We start from the raw sequence: 17,458 nt of genomic DNA, 5'->3' as shown, positions 1-17,458 counted from the left end.
GGTGGTGCGGCTGGTGGTGCGCTTGGTGCCGGTCTTGCTGCCGGTGGTACCGGCCTTGCCTGCGGCGCTGCGTCGCGGTGTGCCCGCGGCACTGCTGTCCACGCTCACGTGTGCTCCTCCGTCGGTCCGGCCCCCGGGGTTGCCGGGTGAACCAGTGCGGCTCACCTGCTTCCGACACCCGTGGCACGGGGTGGGTGCCACTCGGCCGGGAACAGGCGTGACAGGTGCCCCGGCGAGCGCCCTGCAAGATGCACGTTACCCAGTGCTCCACATTTCTGTGAAACCCCTCCTGACCTGCGTTTTTGCTTGGAAATCCAAGTATTTTCCCCTTGGGTTCCCCAGTAGAGCGACGCGGGCCGGAAGCTAGCTGGTCAGAGCCTTGCAAGACGCCGGAGCAACGGCACGTTATCCCGCGGGACCAGGTGACGGGAAGAATGCTTCGCACCCGAGTTCGTCACGGTCCACCCTGTGACCGAAAGCGACCAACAGCGACTGTCTGCAACAATCCCCAGCTCAACGCCTCATCCGGTGCCCTAGCATCTGCCGCGTGCCGCGCTCATCCGTACCACCCCTCGTGCCCCATGCGCCCCCTCTGGGCGCCTTGCTCCGGCTTTACGCCGCCGGTTCCGCACTCGCCTGCGAGCCCGTGGAACAAGGTCTGCTCAACCGCGGCTACCGCCTCTGCACCACCCGGGGCAGCTACTTCCTCAAGCACCACTTCGATCCGGACACCGCCGACCCCACCGCCATCGAGCGCCGCCATCTGGCCACCCAGCGCCTCGCCGCCGTCGGCGTCCCGGTCGCCCCGCCCCTGGCCCACCGCGACGGCCGGACGGTCGCGGTCGTCGGCGGACACGCCTACGCGCTGCACCCCTGGATCGACGGCAGGCACCGGCACGGCGGACAGCTCACGCGCGGGGAGTGCACGCGACTCGGCGCGCTGCTCGGCGCCGTGCACGCCTGTCTGGAACACGTGATGCCGCCCAAGGGGCGCACCCGCCCGGCCACCGGCCCCCATCCCGTGGAGAGCGCCGACCCGGCCGACACCTTCGCACTCATCGACGACCTGCTCACCCGGGTCAGCCGCCACCGCCCGGCCGACGCCTTCGACGAACTCGCCCGTCACCGGCTCTTGGAACGCCGGGCGCTCCTGGAGCAGCACGCCGGCCGGCGCCCGCCGCGCGGCGGCCCGGTGGGCTGGGTGCACGGCGACTTCCACCCGTTCAACCTGCTGTACAAGGACGACGACGCCCCCGCCGCGATCGTCGACTGGGACCGGCTCGGGGTGCAGCCCCGCGCGGAGGAGGCGGTACGTGCCGCCGTGATCTTCTTCGTCCGTCCGGCGGGCGCGCTCGACCTGCACAAGGTGCGCGCGTACGCGCGCGCGTACCGGCGCGCGGCCGGGGCCACGCCCTCGGAACTGGCGGCGGCCGTGCACCGGGTGTGGTGGGAGCGGCTCAACGACTTCTGGATGCTGCGCTGGCACTACGAGCGCGGCGACACCCGCGCGGACCCCCAGTTCCCCGCCGCCTCGGCCCTCGCCGTGTGGTGGACCGGGGAGTACGACGCGGTGTGCGACGCCTTCGTGGCGTGACACCGGCCGGTACGGCGAAGGCGCCCTCCCGGTGACGGAAGGGCGCCTTGTCAGCCTGCTCGGTTGCCGAAGGGCGTGGGTGTCCTTCAACCGCCGCCCAGGCCGGAGCCGGAGATCGTGCCCTGGTCGGTCCCGCCGGCGTCACCGGTGCCCGTCGTGTCGGAGGGCTGCGAGTCCGGCGAGCTCGCCGTGTCGGTCGGCTGCGAGGCGCTGGCCGTCTCGCTCGGCTGGCTGCTCGGCTCGCTGCTCTGCTGCTGGGACTGGCTGTACGTCGGGGTCGGCGACTTCGTGTACCCGTTGTGGTTGCCGCTTCCCGAACCGCTCGTGCCGGTCCCCGTGTCCGAGGACGTGGCGCTGGTCTCGTCGGTGGGACTGGAGCTGGGCGTCTCGTCCTTGGTGGTCTGCGAGGCGCTCGGGGACGTCGACGGCCCCGAACCGCCGCCGTCACCGCCGCCACCGCCGTTGTTCAGCGCCAGCGCGACACCCGCCGCGATGGCGATCACCGCGAGGACGGCCAGGATCCAGAGCTTGCCGCGGCCGCTGCCCTCGTTGCCGTGCCCCTCGAAGCCACCGTCGTCGCCGCCCCCATAGCCGGACGGCAGGATCGGCTGCGGGATCTGCGTGGTCCCGGAGGCGGCCGTCGGGTGCGGCATCACGGTCGTACCGGCGAACCCGGCCGCCGGGGTGTGCCGGCCGTCGTGCACGGTGACCGGGCCGGTGTTCCAGGTGCCGGTGTGGCCGCCCTGGTCGTACAGCATCTGCAGGCCGTACTGGACCAGGCCGCGCATCTCCTCGGCGGTCTGGAAACGGTCGTCGGGCTCCTTGGCGAGCGAGCGCATGACCAGGCCGTCCAGCTCCGGCGGGGCCGCGCCCTCGGAGGTCTGGGACGGCGGCACCGGGATGTCCTGGACGTGCTGGTAGACCACCGACAGCGGGGTCTCCCCGATGAACGGCGGCCGCAGCGCGAGGAGTTCGTAGAGCAGACAGCCGGTGGCGTACAGGTCGGACCGGTGGTCGACGGCCTTGCCGAGCGCCTGTTCCGGGGACAGGTACTGGGGGGTGCCCATGACCATGCCGGTCTGGGTCATCGTCGTGGACGCGCCGTGCAGGGCGCGCGCGATGCCGAAGTCCATCACCTTGACGGAACCGGTCTGGGTGATGATGACGTTGGCCGGCTTGATGTCGCGGTGCACGATGCCGTGCTGGTGCGAGTAGGCCAGCGCCTCCAGCACCCCGGAGACGATGATCAGGGCCTGCTCGGGGCCGGGCGCCTCCGAGTTGATCAGCAGGTCGCGGATGGTGTGGCCCTCGACCAGCTCCATCACGATGTACGGCACCGACTGGCCGCCGACGACGTCCTCGCCCGAGTCGTACACCGCCACGATGGCATGGTGGTTGAGGCCGGCGACCGACTGTGCCTCGCGGGTGAACCGGGCCTTGGAGACCGGGTCCTCCGCCAGGTCGGCGCGGAGCAGCTTGACGGCCACGGTGCGGCCGAGCCGTACGTCCTCGGCCGCGAACACCTCGGCCATGCCGCCCCGGCCGAGACGGTGGGTCAGCCGGTACCGGCCGTCGCCGACCAGGCCCTGGTTGCCCCACATCTCCGGCGCGTCTGACATGCCGCCGCCAGTCGCCTCGGGGTCGGACGGGCCCTGGGCGCTGTGCGTCTGTGCCATCGGTCCTCGCCGTCGTTTCTGCCCGCGGTGCGCGCGGTGTTGTCACGGTCTCCGTCGGCCACGCTACAGCCTCCGGGCAACCCGCAGGTCCGGGATCCGGCCCGTGGACGGACCGGCCATGAAACCCGCACCACTCACCGTCGTGCAAATTCTGTGTACCGGGCGTACGGCCGCTGTAACGCTTCCGCGACTCTTCCTTCGCGTACGGTCACGGAACGGGCACCGCGCTTGACGTGTCAGTGCCCTGGGGCAGACTTGGCCGGGAATGGGACATTCGATCAACAAGAGTGCCTGAGGGACCGACGGGGGACGGGGAAAATGAGCCAGGACGGCGCACACGGCCGTTACACGGGGCGGGCTCTGGCCGGTGGCCGCTACCAGCTGCGCGACCTGCTCGGCGAGGGCGGCATGGCCTCCGTGCACCTGGCCTACGACTCGGTCCTGGACCGCCAGGTCGCGATCAAGACCCTGCACACCGAACTCGGCCGGGAACAGGCCTTCCGCGAGCGCTTCCGCCGCGAGGCCCAGGCAGTGGCCAAGCTCACGCACACCAACATCGTCTCCGTGTTCGACACCGGCGAGGACGCGCTCGACGGCGCCACGATGCCGTACATCGTCATGGAGTACGTCGAGGGCCGCCCGCTCGGCTCGGTGCTCGACGAGGACGTACGGCAGTTCGGCGCGATGCCCGCCGACAAGGCGCTGAAGATCACCGCCGATGTGCTGGCCGCGCTGGAGATCAGCCACGAGATGGGGCTGGTCCACCGCGACATCAAGCCGGGCAACGTGATGATGACCAAGCGCGGGGTCGTCAAGGTGATGGACTTCGGCATCGCCCGTGCCATGCAGTCCGGCGTGACCTCGATGACCCAGACCGGCATGGTCGTCGGCACCCCGCAGTACCTCTCCCCCGAGCAGGCGCTGGGCCGTGGCGTGGACGCCCGCTCCGATCTCTACTCGGTCGGCATCATGCTGTTCCAGCTGGTCACCGGGCAGCTGCCGTTCGACGCGGACTCGCCGCTCGCGATCGCCTACGCGCATGTCCAGGAGGAGCCGGTCGCCCCCTCCTCGATCAACCGTTCCCTGCCGCCGGCCGTGGACGCACTGGTCGCCCGCGCGCTGAAGAAGAACCCGAACGAACGATTCCCGACCTCCGAGTCCATGCGCGAGGAGTGCCTGCGGGTGGCCGCCTCGCTCCAGCCCGCCGCGCCCAGCATCGTGCCCGGCGTCCCCCGGACGCAGAGCGGCTCCGGGGTCGGCTCCGCGGTGTTCCCGCCCGTCGACCAGGCCACGCCCGCGCCGCCCGGACCGGTGCAGACGCCGTACCAGCCGACGCCGGCCCCCAGCCCGTACGGCACCCCGCCGACGCCGTCACCCGCCTACGGCTATCCGCAGCAGGCTGGCTACCAGACTCCGGCCGGATACGCCCAGCCGATGCCGTCGACCCCGCCGCCGTACACCATGACCCCGGGGACCGTCTCCACCGGCGTGGGGGGCGGTGGCGGCGGGAAGGGCAACCGGCCGGTGGTCATCGGGTCGGTCGCGGTCTCACTGATCGCGGTGATCGGACTGGTCGTCGCACTGGCGCTGCACAACAACGGCGACGGCGGGGGCGGCAGCGGTGGCAGCGGCGCGAGCGCCTCGGCCTCGCACGCCTCGGGCTACCGCGGACCCGACACCTCGAAGACCGTCGAGACGACCGAGTGCACCGAGCCCGAGGAGTCCTACAACGACCCCAAGAAGGTGCGGGTCCCGGACTTCAAGTTCAAGTACATCAAGTCGGTCAAGGCCTGCTTCCAGGCCGCCGGATGGCAGATGAAGATCACCGACGTCGACGAGAACACGTACGGCGACGGCACGATCATGGACCAGTTCCCGTCCTCCGGCACGGACGTCGACCCGAAGAACGTGCCGACCATCGAGCTCAAGGTGTCCACCGGCAACCCGGCCACCGGCTGACGCACGAGGACGTAAGAAGGGCCCGGCGGTCGCACGCCGGGCCCTTTCACCTGCTGGAAGACCTACAGGTACGGCCCGCCGGTGCGGCCGGCCTGGCCGTGTTCGTCGCCCTCGTGGCCGACGCCCGGCGGCAACGCCCGGCGCATCTGCTCCAGCTGGGCGCGGGCGGCCATCTGCTGGGCGAACAGGGTCGTCTGGATACCGTGGAAGAGCCCCTCCAGCCAGCCCACCAGCTGCGCCTGCGCGATGCGCAGTTCCGCGTCGGACGGGGTCGAGTGCTCGGTGAACGGCAGCGAGAGCCGCTCCAGCTCCTCCACCAGTTCCGGCGCGAGCCCGTCCTCCAGCTCCTTCACGGAACTGGCGTGGATCTCCTTGAGCCGGACCCGGCTGGCCTCGTCGAGGGGAGCCGCGCGCACCTCTTCCAAGAGCTGCTTGATCATGCTGCCGATCCGCATGACCTTGGCGGGCTGTTCCACCATCTCCGTCACCGGGATCTCGCGGGAGTCCTCGTCCCCGTTGCCGCCGCCGAGAGCCATCCCGTCCTGGCCCACGACCAGGATCTGCGGGTTCTCGGTCGACCGTTCGTTCCTCGGCATCTCCATGCCGCCATTCTCTCGCACCCGTACACCTCACCACCGTGGTGCCCCCCTCTGAAGCTGATCCACCTTTCCGAACGCACCCGGACCGGCCGTAGACCCATCGGCCGAACCAGAAATGCCGGGCTTGTCACCAAATGTGAGGCTGGTGAGCGTCGGCCCTGACGACGACCGTGCTCCAGGAGGTCACCGCCGTGACTCCAAGGCTGCGAACCGCCTTCGGCGGTCTTCTGCTGCTCGTCCTCGCGACGATCCTGCTGCCGTCCGGCACGGCCGTCGCCCACGGCCCCGGGCCGCTGCCCTCCGACTCCGCAGGCGCCTCGGCCACCCCCGAGCCGTCCCTGGCCGGAACCGTGGCCGGTGAGGGCCGGACACGGCCGGGACGGCACCTGGGACCGGCGGTGACGGTGGAGGGCGATGACGACGACCCCGACCCCGACGACGAGGACGCGACGGAACCGGCGGAGAACGGCGCCGCGAGCCAGGCCGCCACCGCCATGCAGCCGCCCCGGGACGCCGCCGTGAACCCGACCGCGCCCCAGCCGCCACCCGTCCACCAGGCCATCGCCCCCGGCCAGGACGGCGAAACCGAGCCCGTACTGGACATCCTGCCGCTGGGCAGCGGCCTGGTCCTGATCGGCCTCGGACTCGGCCTCGCCTTCATCGGACTGCGGGTGCGCCGCGGCTAGGGGGGATTCACCGGCCGGTGCAGGGCGATTTCCTAGCCGGTGACCAGCAGGACCTTGCCGATGTGGTCACTGGCCTCCACCACCCGGTGCGCCTGCGCCGCCTCGGCCATCGGCAGCTCCCGGTCGACGACCGGACGGACATGGCCCTGGGCGATCAACGGCCACACGTGCTCACGTACCGCCGCGACGATCGCCGCCTTCTCCGCCAGCGGCCGGGCGCGCAGCGAGGTCGCGCTGATCGCGGCCCGCTTGGCGAGCAGCGCGCCGATGTTCAGCTCGCCCTTCACGCCGCCCTGCATCCCGATGATCGCGAGCCGCCCGTTGACCGCGAGGGCCTGAACGTTCCGGTCCAGGTACTTGGCGCCCATGTTGTCGAGGATGACGTCGGCGCCCGCGCCGTCGGTGGCCGCCTTCACCTCCTCGACGAAGTCCTGCTCGCGGTAGTTGACGAGGATGTCCGCGCCGAGCTCGGCGCAGAAGTCCAGCTTCTCCTTCGTCCCCGCCGTGACCGCGACCTTGGCGCCGACCGCCTTGCCCAGCTGGATCGCCATGGTGCCGATGCCGCTGGAGCCGCCGTGCACGAGGAGCGTCTCGCCCGGGCGCAGATGGGCGATCATGAAGACGTTGGACCAGACCGTGCTGACCACCTCGGGCAGCGCGGCGGCCCGCCCGAGGTCCACGCCCTCGGGCACCGGCAGCAACTGCCCGGCCGGGACGGCGACCCGCTCCGCGTAGCCGCCGCCCGCGAGCAGTGCGCACACCTCGTCGCCGACCGACCAGCCGGAGACGTTCGGGCCGAGCGCGGCGATCCGCCCGGAGCACTCCAGGCCGGGATAGGAGGAAGCGCCGGGCGGGGGATCGTAGTAGCCCTGTCGTTGCATGATGTCGGCGCGGTTGACGGCGCTGGCCACCACCTCGACCAGCACTTCGCCCTCGCCGGGCACGGGGTCGGGGACCTCGTCCCACACCAGCGCCTCGGGTCCACCGGGTTCGGGAATCGTGATCGCATGCATGTCCGCGACGCTACTCCTCGCCCGGCCGGACCCCGACGGTGGCAGTACCGGCCACTCGCCCGGTCAGGCGCGGGGCAGCGGCCGTATGTCCGGTGCGACCCGGCTGCCCGGGGAGGCCCGGACGATGGTGATCAGGCGGTCGGTCAGCTGGATGGTGCCGACGGCCGGGTCGTCGTAGCCGAGCACCCGATGGCCGCGCAGGACGCTGACCACCAGGTCGGCCGTCTCCCGCGGGGTCCTGCCGACCTCGGCCTTGACCGCCGGGCGCTCGATCAGGTCCAGGCCGCTGCCCTGCTGGATGAGGTCCTCCATGACCATGCCCGCGGCGGGGCTGAGCACGGACAGGCCGAGCAGCCGGCCGGCCGCGCTGGCGCTGGTGATGACGGCGTCGGCGCCGGACTGCTTGAGCAGCGGCGCGTTCTCCTCCTCACGGACCGCGGCCACGATCTTCGCGCCTCGGTTGAGCTGCCGGGCGGTCAGGGTGACCAGGACGGCGGTGTCGTCGCGCTGGGTGGCGATGATGATCTGCTTGGCCCGTTGCACCTCGGCCCGCTTGAGCACCTCGCTGCGGGTCGCGTCCCCGACGACCCCCGCGTACCCCTCGGCGGTGGCCGCGTCGATCACCTTGGAGCTGGGATCGACCACCACGACCTGTTCCGCCCTCAGCCCCGTCGCACAGACGGTCTGGATCGCCGAACGTCCCTTCGTACCGAAGCCGACGACGACGGTGTGATCACGCAAGGCGGACCTCCAGCGGTTCAGGCGAAATTCCTCCCGGGTGCGTTCGGTGAGGACTTCGAGCGTGGTGCCGACCAGGATGATCAGGAACAGCACGCGCAGGGGCGTGATGACGAAGATGTTGATGAGCCTGGCGCCGTCGCTGACGGGCGTGATGTCGCCGTAGCCGGTGGTGGAGAGGGTGACGGTCGCGTAGTAGAAGGCGTCGAGCAGGTCCACCGAGCTGTCGGAGGTGTCGTTGTAGCCGTCGCGGTCGGCGTAGACGATCAACGCGGTGGCGACGAGAACCAGCAGGGCCATGGCCAGCCGCTTGGTGACCTGGCGGATCGGGCGCTCCACCACTTTCGTCGGGAGTTTCACCCGATGGGTCACCAGGTGCTCGTCCGCCTGGCGGGCGATGGCGTCATGGCCGGGAAGTTTCACGTGAAACACACCCCGATACCGGCGGCCGCCCACGGCAGGTCGAGCAGTTCGGTCTCCGCCCCCTGCTGGGCTCCGCCCGGCGGTACGACCGCGAGCGCGTCGGCCGCGGCGATACCGCGCAGCATGGCGGGACCGTTGTAGTGCAGGGGGATCGCGGCGTCACCGCGCAGCACCACCGGGATCAGCCGGGTGTCGTACGGGTGCCCGTGCACCGTTTCCGCCAGGGGCAGCGTGTACGGCTCGGGCGCCGGGTGGGCGGCAAGGGTGCGCAGCAGCGGTTCGGCGAGGGTGAGCAGGCCGGAGACGGCGGCGAGGGGGTTGCCGGGGAGGCCGACGAGATGCTGGTTCTCCTTGACGCGGGCGAGCAGCATGGGGTGGCCGGGGCGCACCTTGACGCCGTCGACGAGGAGTTCGGCCCCGATCCGTTCCAGCGTGGGGTGCACGTGGTCGACCGGGCCGGACGCGGTGCCGCCCGTGGTGACGATCAGATCGGCCGTCGAGGAGGTGATCGCCTTGCGCAGGGCCCTGGCGTCGTCGCCGAGCCGGCGTACGGCGGTCACCTCTGCGCCGAGGGCGCGCAGCCAGGGCGGCAGCATCGGGCCGAGCGCGTCCCGGATGAGCCCTTCGCTCGGCAGCCCCTCGGTGAGCAACTCGTCGCCCAGGATCAGGACTTCTGCGCGGGGGCGTGGCACGGCGGTGACGGTGTCGTAGCCGGCCGCCGCGGCGAGGCCGAGGACCGCGGGAGTGACCAGGGTGCCGACCGGCAGCAACTGGTCGCCGCTGCGGCACTCCTGGCCGCGCGGGCGGATGTCCTGGCCGTGGACGGTGTCGCGGGTGGCGTGCAGCCTGCCCTGGGCGTCGGTACGGCCGTGTTCGCTGCGCAGCACCGCGGTGGTGTCCGCCGGGATCCGGGCGCCGGTCGCGATGCGGATCGCCTCGCCGTCGGTGAGCGGCTCGGGCTGCCCGTGCCCGGCCAGCACCCCCTCGTCGCGTACGTCCCAGGGGCCCGGGCCCGCCACCGCCCAGCCGTCCATGGCGGAGGTGTCGAAGGAGGGCAGGTCGGTCAGCGCGTCCAGTGGGGCGGCCAGGGCCAGGCCGAGGGCGTCGGCCAGCGGGACGGAGAGGGGGGCTCGGCGGGCGCCGGCCCGGGCGGCGCGGGCGGCGATCTCGCGGGCCTGGGGCCAGGGGGTGGCGCGGTGGCGGTGCGCCGAGGGGACGCCGTGGGCGGGCGGACCGTGGCGGTGCTCGTCCTGGGCTGGGGACACGGAGGCCGCGTCCCCAGCGGACTGCCGGGGCTCCCCCGGCCGACGGGGCTGTCCGGGCTCTCGGGGCTCTCTCACGAGGGCGAGCGCCTCCTCGACGTCGAGATCGTCGTCGGTGTCCCCGGCGGGCGCACCGGCCCGCACCCCGGGGGCGGTCATCGGCCGGGCCCGGGGGCGGGGGGTTCGGTGGCCGGGTTGTCGGCGTCGTTCGTTTCCTCCGCCCAGCGCAGTGCCAGGGCGGCGGCCTTGTGGGCGGCCTCGGCGACCGCCTCGGGGCCGCCCTTGCCCTGCGCGGCCGCGTAGCCGACCAGGAACGTGGTCAGCGGGGCGGCCGGCCTGGCCACTCCGTGCGCGGCGTCCCGGGCCACGTCGAGCAGCAGGCGGAAGTCGACGTCCAGGTCGATGCCCAGCTCGTCCTTGACTGCGGAGATCCATTCATCCAACACGTGCCCATGCTCCCTGATGCGTGCCCTGGCGTCGGCGATGTCGTCCCAGGTGTCGCAGTCGAAAGACGCGAGGGGGTCCGGGACGCGGGTGAGGTTCAGTGCGGCGGTCAGGCGCCGCAGCGGGAGGCCGGTGAGGCCCTGCTCGTCCCCGGCGAGGGCCGACAGGGCGTGCCTCAGCGCCGTCGTGCGGTAGGCCGCCACCAGGGGCTGGTCCCTGCCGTCGGCGTCGGTGAGCAGCGCGGCGTCGGCGCTGGAGGCGCTGAGGACCGACAACAGGCGGGCCACGGTGGCCTCTTCGAGGAACGGCAGGTCTGCCGAGAGGACGACCGCGTAGGCGGCCGTGCTGTGGCGCAGGCCGGCGCCGAGGGCGGCGACCGGGCCGCCGCCCGGGGGGTCCTCGCGGGTCCAGCGGACCGGGCGGGAGGTGGCACGGGGGTCCGCCACGACGACGGTCTGCTCGGCGCCCGCGCAGGCCGCGAGGACGCGGTCCAGGAGGGGGCGTCCGCCCACCCGCACGGCGGGCTTGTCGGCTCCGCCGAGGCGCCGGGCGGCGCCACCGGCCAGCACGATCGCGTCGTAGAGGGGTGAGTCGGTGGCGGTCACCTTTCGAGTATGGGGGCCGTGTGATCACAGGGAACAGACGGGGGCTGACGCGTCCCTGGCGGGCGCCGCGCTCAGAGCGTCCTGAGGAGTACCGCGGGGTTCTCCACGCAGTCCGCCACGTAGCGGAGGAACCCGCCCGCCGTTCCGCCGTCGCAGACCCGGTGGTCGAAGGTGAGGGACAGCTGGACGACCTGGCGAACCGCCAGCTCTCCGTCGTGCACCCACGGTTTGGGCGTGATGCGGCCCACGCCCAGCATCGCCGCCTCGGGGTGGTTGATGATCGGGGTGGAGCCGTCGACGCCGAACACGCCGTAGTTGTTCAACGTGAAGGTTCCGCCAGTGAGTTCCCCCGGGGTCAGGGTCCCGGCGTGGGCGGACTCGGTGAGGCGGGCGAACTCCGCCGTCAGGGACTCGGCGTCGCGGTCGTGGGCGTCCCGGACGACGGGGACGACCAGGCCCCGGCCGGTCTGGGCGGCGAACCCCAGGTGGACGTGGTCGAGTCGGACCACCTCGCGCGCCTCGACGTCGACGTAGGAGTTGAGCTCGGGGTGGCGGGCCAGGGCCGCGGTGCAGATCCGGGCGAGCAGTGCGAGCAGCGAGATCTTCGGGCCGCCGGTCGCGTTCATCGCGGTCCGTGCGCGCATCAGCTCGGTCGCGTCGGCGTCCACCCAGCAGGTCGCGTCGGGGATCTCCCGGCGGCTGCGGGAGAGCTTGTCGGCGACCGCGCCCCGGATGCCCTTGAGGGGCGTGCGGGTGCCCGCCGGCTTCGGCGGCGCGGTCCGGGCGGCGGCGCGGGCCGCGTCCACCCGCAGGGCGTCCTCGACGTCGGCGCGCAGGATCAGTCCGTCGGGGCCCGAGCCGGACAGCCGGCGCAGATCCAGGTTGTTGTCCCGGGCGAGACGGCGCACCAGCGGGGAGATCACCGGGACGGGTCCCTCGGTGGCCCGGCGGGACGGCGGTGCGGACACCCGCGCGTGGGCGTCGGCCGTTCCGGCCACGGCGCTCGACGATGCCCGGTCGGAGACGGCGCTCCCGTCGGCCAGGTCGCCGGCCGTGCTCCCGTGGGCCCGACCGGAGGCGGTGCCGCCGTGGGCCGGGGCCGCGGCCCCGCTGCCGTGCGCCTGGTCGGAGACGGTGCTCCCGTGGGTACGGTCGGGGGGCGTGGTGCGCACCCGTCGGCGCCGTGCCGGAGGGGTTCCCGTGCCGTAGCCCACCAGGACGTTGCCGGAGCCCTCCGGCTCGGGGAGCGTGGTGGCCTCGCCGACCGCGACCGTCAGGAGCGGGGCGCCGACGGGCAGTTCGGCCCCCTCCTCGCCGAACCGGGCGGTGACCACACCGCCGTAGGGGCAGGGCACCTCGACCATCGCCTTGGCCGTCTCGACCTCGACGACCGGCTGGTCGATCGCGACCACCTCGCCGACCTGGACCAGCCAGGTGACGATCACCGCCTCGGTGAGCCCCTCCCCGAGGTCGGGCAGTTTGAACTCCAGCACCTGTGCCATCAGCCCTCGGCCTCCCACTGCAGACGCGCCACCGCGTCCAGGATGCGGTCCACGCCGGGCAGGTGGTGACGCTCCAGCATCGGCGGCGGATACGGGATGTCGAACCCGGCCACGCGCAGCACCGGCGCCTCCAGGTGGTGGAAGCAGCGCTCGGTCACGCGTGCCGCGATCTCTCCCCCCGGCCCGCCGAACCCGCCCGACTCGTGTACGACGACCGCGCGCCCGGTGCGCCGTACGGAGGCGCAGACCGTCTCGTCGTCGAACGGCACCAGGGAGCGCAGGTCGACGACTTCCAGGTCCCAGCCCTCCGCCTGGGCGGCCTCGGCGGCTTCGAGGCAGACCGGTACGGACGGGCCGTAGGTGATGAGCGTGGCGCTGCGCCCGGTTCGGCGCACCACCGCGCGGCCGATGGGTTCAACGTCCGCCGGGTGCTCGGGGTTCCAGGAGTCCTTCGACCAGTACAGCCGCTTGGGTTCGAGGAAGACGACCGGGTCGTCGGAGGCGATGGCCTGCCGGAGCAGTCCGTAGGCGTCGGCGACGGTGGCCGGGGTGACGACGTGCAGGCCGGGGGTGGCCATGTAGTAGGCCTCGGAGGAGTCGCTGTGGTGCTCGACGCCGCCGATGCCGCCGCCGTACGGGATCCGGACGGTGATCGGGAGGGGCAGCCGGCCCCGGGTGCGGTTGCGCATCCGGGAGACATGGCTCATCAGTTGCTCGAACGCGGGATAGGCGAAGGCGTCGAACTGCATCTCCACGACCGGGCGCAGTCCGTACATGGCCATGCCGACCGCGGTGCCGAGGATGCCGGCCTCGGCGAGAGGGGTGTCGGTGCAGCGGGTCTCGCCGAACTCCTCGGCGAGCCCGTCGGTGACCCGGAAGACGCCGCCGAGGGTGCCGACGTCCTCACCCATGACGTGCACGGCCGGGTCGGCGGCCATGGCGTCCCGCAGGGCGCGGCCGAGGGCCTGCGCCATGGTGGCGGGTTTCACGGCGACGGTCGTCATCGGTGGCCGCCTTCACGGTGGTCGTCCTGCTCGGCCTCCAGCTCGGCGCGCAGCAGGGCACGCTGCTCGCGCAGTTGGGTGGTGGTCTGGGCGTACACCTGGTCGAAGAGGTCCATGGGGTCGAGTTCCGGATCGCGGTTCATGCGCTCGCGCAGGTCGGCGGCCATCGCCTCGGCGTCCTCGCGCGCGTTGCGGACGGTGTCCTCGTCGAGCAGTCCGCGGTCGGTCAGCTCGCGTTCCAGGAGCAGGATCGGATCGTGGTCGCGCCACGCGTCGACCTCGGCGTCGCCGCGGTAGCGGGTGGCGTCGTCGGCGTTGGTGTGGGCGTCGATCCGGTAGGTGACCGCCTCCACCAGGGTGGGTCCGCCGCCTTCGCGTGCGTGCCGTACGGCGTCGGAGAGGACCTCGTGCACGGCGGCCGCGTCGTTGCCGTCGACCAGGCGGCCCGGCATGCCGTAGCCGACGGCCTTGTGGGCCAGGGAGGGGGCGGCGGTCTGCTTGGCGAGCGGGACGGAGATCGCGAAGCCGTTGTTCTGGACCAGGAAGACGACCGGGGCCTGCCAGACGGCGGCGAAGTTCAGCGCCTCGTGGAAGTCGCCCTCGCTGGTGCCGCCGTCGCCGACCATGGCGAGCGCCACCACGTCGTCGCCCTTGAGTCGGGCCGCGTGGGCGAGGCCGACGGCGTGCGGGAGCTGGGTGGCGAGCGGGGTGGAGAGCGGGGCCACGCGGTGGGCGTGCGGGTCGTAGCCGGTGTGCCAGTCGCCGCGCAGCAGGGTGAGCGCCTCGACCGGGTCCACGCCCCGGGCGACCACCGCGAGGGTGTCGCGGTAGCTGGGGAAGAGCCAGTCACGCTCCTGGAGGGCGAGCGCGGCGGCGATCTCGCAGGCCTCCTGGCCGGTGCTGGAGGGGTAGACGGCGAGGCGGCCCTGTTTGGTGAGGGCGGTGGCCTGCGCGTTGTAGCGGCGGCCGCGTACGAGCTGGGTGTACAGCCGGCGCAGCAGTTCGGGGTCGGCCTCGGCCGCCGACCCGGTTCCCAGGACACGGTACGGTCGCTCGTCGGGCAGCAGCGGCGCGGGATCCGTCCGGGGCTGCCAGGCGGGCGGCGGCGACGGACGGTAGGCGTCGCGCTGCTCCATGACCGTCATGACGGCACCTCCTCGTGGGGGTACGGGAGACGGATCGCCTGTGACCCGTCCCACCTACCGATTGTTCGGTCGTCGACACATTTTGGCTACAGGCACCCGGAGGCTGTGGACAAACGGTTCTCCACAGCCTGGAATGAACGCAGTACGTCCATGGTAGGGAGGCGGGGGGACATGGCACCTGAACAAATGGCCGAGGGGCCGCCGGACCGTGCCGCGCTGCCGCCCGCGCGTCCGCTGGACGCCATCGATCAGGACATCCTGCAGATCCTCCAGGCGGACGGCCGGGCGTCGATACGGGCGGTCGCCGAACGCGTCCACGTCTCGCGTGCCAACGCCTACGCGCGTATCAACCGTCTCATCGAGGACGGGGTGATCCGTGGTTTCGGCGCCCGGGTGGACCACGAGCGGGCGGGCCAGGGCACCTCGGCGTACATCACGCTGAAGATCGTCCAGAACAGCTGGCGCACGGTCCGCGAGCAGTTGCGCCAGCTGCCCGGCGCCTCCCACATCGCCCTGGTGGGCGGGGACTTCGACGTGCTGCTCCTGGTGCACACGCCCGACAACCGGGCGTTGCGCGAACTGGTGCTGACCCGGCTCCAGGCCATCCCCGAGGTGCTCAGCACCCGCACGCTGCTGGTGTTCGAGGAGGAGGACCTGGACCCGGACGACGACTGACGGCGGCCGGCGTCAGGGGGCGCGCAGCCCGCCGAAGGCCAGCCGCACGACCGCGTCGGCGACCTCGCGTTCGCTCGCGCCGTGCCCGTCCGGGCGGTACCACTCCACGATCGAGTTGACCATGCCGAACACCAGCCGGGTGGCGAGCCGCACCTCGACGTCGCCGCGCACCTCGCCCTCGGCGGCGGCCGCCTTCAGCAGGTCGGCCACCCGGTGGTCGAAGTCCCGGCGCCGCTCCAGCGCCCACCGCTCGGTTGCGGTGTTGCCGCGCACCCGCAGCAGCAGCGTCACGTAGGGCAGTTCGGCGATCAGCACCTCGACCGTGCGCCGTACGACGTGTTCCAGGCGGTCGGCGGCACCGCCCACGCGCGCGTGCTCCTCGTCGAGGATCCCGAAGAGACCGTCCAGGGCACGGCTGACGGCCCGGCGCAGCAGTTCCTCCTTGCCGGAGACGTGGTGGTAGATCGACGACTTGGAGATGCCGGCCGCCTTGGAGAGGTGCTCCATGGAGGTGCCGTCGTAGCCGCGCTCGTTGAAGACCTGGACGGCCACCGAGAGCAGGGTGTCGGGGGTGTAGGTGTCGCGTTTGGCGGTGGTCACGAGGCGCCCTCCCGCTTCTCGGTCGCGTAGGCGTGCCGGTAGAGCGCGAGGGAGGGCGCGTAGCGTCCGCTCGGGTCGCGCAGGTGCAGGTCGTCGAGGAGGTCGTAGGCGAAGTCGCGGCCGAGGCGGCGGCTCCACTCGAAGGGGCCGAGCGGGTAGTTGACGCCCAGGCGCATCGCGGTGTCGATGTCCTCCTCGGTGGCGACGCCCTTGGCGACGGCGTCGTGCGCGAGGTCGACGATCCGGGCGACCGTGCGGGCCACGATCATGCCGGGGACGTCACCGATGACGCTGACCTTCTTGCCGAGCGCCTGGAAGAGGCCGACGGCCTCGGTGAGCGTCTGGGGCAGCGTGTCGTGCCCGGCGGACAGGGCGATGCGGGTGGCGCGGCGGTAGTCGAGGGCGAGGTCGAAGTAGACGACGTCGCGGAACTCCACCGAGGTCTGTCCGTCGGCGAGGGCCAGCTGGCCGCCGCTGGGCAGCACCAGGCGGGTGCCGTGGTCCTCGTCCTCCTCGCGGACCTGGATGCCGGCCTCACGGATCATGGCGAGCAGTTCGGCGGCCGGGCCCAGGGTGCCCTCGGCGACGACGTAGGCGGGCGGCCGGGCCGGTTCGGCGGTGTGCGGTTCGGGGCGCTCCGCGCCGTCCTCGTAGTCGTACCAGCCGTGGCCGGTCTTGCGGCCGAGCCTGCCGGACTCCACGAGCCGGCGCTGGGCCAGCGAGGGGGTGAAGCGGACGTCCTGGAAGAAGGCCTGCCACACGGAGTGGGTGACGGACTCGTTGACGTCCTGGCCGATCAGGTCGGTCAGCTCGAAGGCGCCCATCCGGAAGCCGCCGCTCTCGCGCAGCACCGCGTCGATGGTGGCCGGGTCGGCGGCCTGCGCCTCGTGGACCGCGAACGCCTCGGCGTAGAAGGGCCGCGCGATCCGGTTGACGATGAAGCCCGGGGTGTCCGCGCAGGCGACCGGTGTCTTGCCCCAGGAGCGGGCGGTCTCGTACGCGCGCGTGGCCGACGTGACGTCGGTGGCGAACCCGGAGACGACCTCGACCAGCGGCAGCAGCGGGGCCGGGTTGAAGAAGTGCAGGCCGACGAGGCGGGAGGCGCTGCGCAGGCCGCCGCCGATCGCCGTCACCGACAGGGAGGAGGTGTTGGTGGCGAGCAGACAGTCGTCGGCGACGATGCCCTCCAGGTCCCGGAACAGCTCCTGTTTGGCCTCCAGCCGCTCCAGGACGGCCTCCACGACCAGGGCGCAGTCGGCGAACTCGGCGAGTTCCGCCGCGGGCAGCAGCCGCCCGCGGGCCGCGTCCCGGTCGGCGGCCGTCATCCGGTCCCGCTCGACGAGCCGGTCCAGGCGGGCGCCGATCGCCGCGGCCGCTTCGGCGGCCCGCCCGGGGACGGCGTCGTACAGCCGTACCGGATGGCCGGCGACGAGGGCGACCTGGGCGATGCCCTGGCCCATGGTGCCGCTGCCGACGACACCCACGGTCCTGCTGAGGTCGAGTGCTGTCATGTGCGCGATCCTCCCGCACGGG

Annotated in this window: 15 protein-coding genes; 4 read left to right on the top strand and 11 right to left on the bottom strand. The window is 72.5% G+C overall.

Features of this window, described 5'->3' with window-relative positions; translation table 11 throughout:
- The first annotated feature begins 574 nt into the window (after positions 1-574).
- Positions 575-1,594, top strand: coding sequence for a phosphotransferase (locus tag ABZ646_RS07900; RefSeq protein ID WP_360514215.1), 1,020 nt, complete (start codon positions 575-577; stop codon positions 1,592-1,594).
- Positions 1,595-1,680: 86 nt separating this feature from the next.
- Here the strand turns inward: ABZ646_RS07900 and ABZ646_RS07895 are convergent, their stop codons facing one another.
- Positions 1,681-3,270, bottom strand: coding sequence for a protein kinase (locus ABZ646_RS07895; protein WP_360514207.1), 1,590 nt, complete (start codon positions 3,268-3,270; stop codon positions 1,681-1,683).
- Positions 3,271-3,588: 318 nt separating this feature from the next.
- On the opposite strand from ABZ646_RS07895, the gene ABZ646_RS07890 reads away from it, so the two are divergent.
- Positions 3,589-5,229, top strand: a complete 1,641-nt coding sequence (locus ABZ646_RS07890) for a protein kinase (RefSeq protein WP_360514204.1) — start codon at positions 3,589-3,591, stop codon at positions 5,227-5,229.
- 62 nt (positions 5,230-5,291) lie between these two features.
- Here ABZ646_RS07890 and ABZ646_RS07885 read toward each other — a convergent pair whose 3' ends face one another.
- A complete protein-coding gene (locus ABZ646_RS07885; protein WP_360514201.1) occupies positions 5,292-5,831 on the bottom strand; it encodes a bacterial proteasome activator family protein in 540 nt (179 codons plus the stop codon).
- 188 nt (positions 5,832-6,019) lie between these two features.
- On the opposite strand from ABZ646_RS07885, the gene ABZ646_RS07880 reads away from it, so the two are divergent.
- On the top strand, positions 6,020-6,514 hold the full coding sequence (locus ABZ646_RS07880) for a hypothetical protein (RefSeq protein WP_360514198.1): 495 nt from the start codon (positions 6,020-6,022) through the stop codon (positions 6,512-6,514).
- Positions 6,515-6,546: 32 nt separating this feature from the next.
- Here ABZ646_RS07880 and ABZ646_RS07875 read toward each other — a convergent pair whose 3' ends face one another.
- The 7 genes from ABZ646_RS07875 to pdhA form a co-directional block, all read right to left on the bottom strand.
- On the bottom strand, positions 6,547-7,527 hold the full coding sequence (locus ABZ646_RS07875) for an NAD(P)H-quinone oxidoreductase (RefSeq protein ID WP_360514195.1): 981 nt from the start codon (positions 7,525-7,527) through the stop codon (positions 6,547-6,549).
- Positions 7,528-7,590: 63 nt separating this feature from the next.
- Positions 7,591-8,697, bottom strand: coding sequence for a potassium channel family protein (locus ABZ646_RS07870; RefSeq protein WP_360514192.1), 1,107 nt, complete (start codon positions 8,695-8,697; stop codon positions 7,591-7,593).
- Positions 8,685-10,109 carry a molybdopterin molybdotransferase MoeA gene (locus ABZ646_RS07865; protein WP_360514189.1) on the bottom strand — a complete coding sequence of 475 codons (1,425 nt, stop codon included), beginning with the start codon at positions 10,107-10,109 and terminating at the stop codon, positions 8,685-8,687. The genes ABZ646_RS07870 and ABZ646_RS07865 overlap by 13 nt, the downstream gene beginning before the upstream one ends.
- On the bottom strand, positions 10,106-10,999 hold the full coding sequence (locus ABZ646_RS07860) for an NTP transferase domain-containing protein (protein WP_360514186.1): 894 nt from the start codon (positions 10,997-10,999) through the stop codon (positions 10,106-10,108). The genes ABZ646_RS07865 and ABZ646_RS07860 overlap by 4 nt, the downstream gene beginning before the upstream one ends.
- 71 nt (positions 11,000-11,070) lie before the next feature.
- Positions 11,071-12,501: a dihydrolipoamide acetyltransferase family protein gene (locus ABZ646_RS07855; protein WP_360514183.1), complete on the bottom strand. Its 1,431-nt coding sequence runs from the start codon at positions 12,499-12,501 to the stop codon at positions 11,071-11,073.
- Positions 12,501-13,505 (bottom strand): alpha-ketoacid dehydrogenase subunit beta, encoded by a 1,005-nt coding sequence (locus tag ABZ646_RS07850; protein ID WP_360514180.1) that lies wholly within the window; start codon positions 13,503-13,505, stop codon positions 12,501-12,503. Before ABZ646_RS07850 ends, ABZ646_RS07855 begins: the two co-directional genes overlap by 1 nt.
- Entirely contained in the window at positions 13,502-14,650 is a 1,149-nt protein-coding gene (gene pdhA, locus ABZ646_RS07845) for a pyruvate dehydrogenase (acetyl-transferring) E1 component subunit alpha (protein ID WP_360514177.1), read from the bottom strand. The genes ABZ646_RS07850 and pdhA overlap by 4 nt, the downstream gene beginning before the upstream one ends.
- Before the next feature lie 186 nt (positions 14,651-14,836).
- Between pdhA and ABZ646_RS07840 the strand changes: the two genes are divergently transcribed.
- Positions 14,837-15,325: an Lrp/AsnC family transcriptional regulator gene (locus ABZ646_RS07840; RefSeq protein ID WP_360514212.1), complete on the top strand. Its 489-nt coding sequence runs from the start codon at positions 14,837-14,839 to the stop codon at positions 15,323-15,325.
- A 12-nt stretch (positions 15,326-15,337) separates the two neighbouring features.
- Here the strand turns inward: ABZ646_RS07840 and ABZ646_RS07835 are convergent, their stop codons facing one another.
- Together ABZ646_RS07835 and ABZ646_RS07830 are read right to left on the bottom strand one after the other, a co-directional pair.
- On the bottom strand, positions 15,338-15,925 hold the full coding sequence (locus tag ABZ646_RS07835; protein WP_360514174.1) for a TetR/AcrR family transcriptional regulator: 588 nt from the start codon (positions 15,923-15,925) through the stop codon (positions 15,338-15,340).
- Positions 15,922-17,436 (bottom strand): 3-hydroxyacyl-CoA dehydrogenase, encoded by a 1,515-nt coding sequence (locus ABZ646_RS07830; RefSeq protein ID WP_360514171.1) that lies wholly within the window; start codon positions 17,434-17,436, stop codon positions 15,922-15,924. The genes ABZ646_RS07835 and ABZ646_RS07830 overlap by 4 nt, the downstream gene beginning before the upstream one ends.
- Between the last annotated feature and the right edge of the window lie 22 nt (positions 17,437-17,458).

It is taken from the genome of Streptomyces sp. NPDC007162 (assembly GCF_040634175.1).
In the GTDB taxonomy this organism is placed as follows: Bacteria; Actinomycetota; Actinomycetes; order Streptomycetales; family Streptomycetaceae; genus Streptomyces.
The sequence above is the reverse complement of the archived record's forward strand: the minus strand, read 5'-3'. Positions and strand labels throughout refer to the sequence as shown.

Coding starts and splice junctions, on each gene's coding strand:
- ABZ646_RS07895 (WP_360514207.1), bottom strand. CDS start 3,270: ATGGCACAGACGCACAGCGCCCAGGGCCCGTCCGACCCCGAGGCGACT.
- ABZ646_RS07890 (WP_360514204.1), top strand. CDS start 3,589: ATGAGCCAGGACGGCGCACACGGCCGTTACACGGGGCGGGCTCTGGCC.
- ABZ646_RS07885 (WP_360514201.1), bottom strand. CDS start 5,831: ATGGAGATGCCGAGGAACGAACGGTCGACCGAGAACCCGCAGATCCTG.
- ABZ646_RS07875 (WP_360514195.1), bottom strand. CDS start 7,527: ATGCATGCGATCACGATTCCCGAACCCGGTGGACCCGAGGCGCTGGTG.
- ABZ646_RS07865 (WP_360514189.1), bottom strand. CDS start 10,109: ATGACCGCCCCCGGGGTGCGGGCCGGTGCGCCCGCCGGGGACACCGAC.
- ABZ646_RS07855 (WP_360514183.1), bottom strand. CDS start 12,501: ATGGCACAGGTGCTGGAGTTCAAACTGCCCGACCTCGGGGAGGGGCTC.
- ABZ646_RS07850 (WP_360514180.1), bottom strand. CDS start 13,505: ATGACGACCGTCGCCGTGAAACCCGCCACCATGGCGCAGGCCCTCGGC.
- pdhA (WP_360514177.1), bottom strand. CDS start 14,650: ATGACGGTCATGGAGCAGCGCGACGCCTACCGTCCGTCGCCGCCGCCC.
- ABZ646_RS07840 (WP_360514212.1), top strand. CDS start 14,837: ATGGCCGAGGGGCCGCCGGACCGTGCCGCGCTGCCGCCCGCGCGTCCG.
- ABZ646_RS07830 (WP_360514171.1), bottom strand. CDS start 17,436: ATGACAGCACTCGACCTCAGCAGGACCGTGGGTGTCGTCGGCAGCGGC.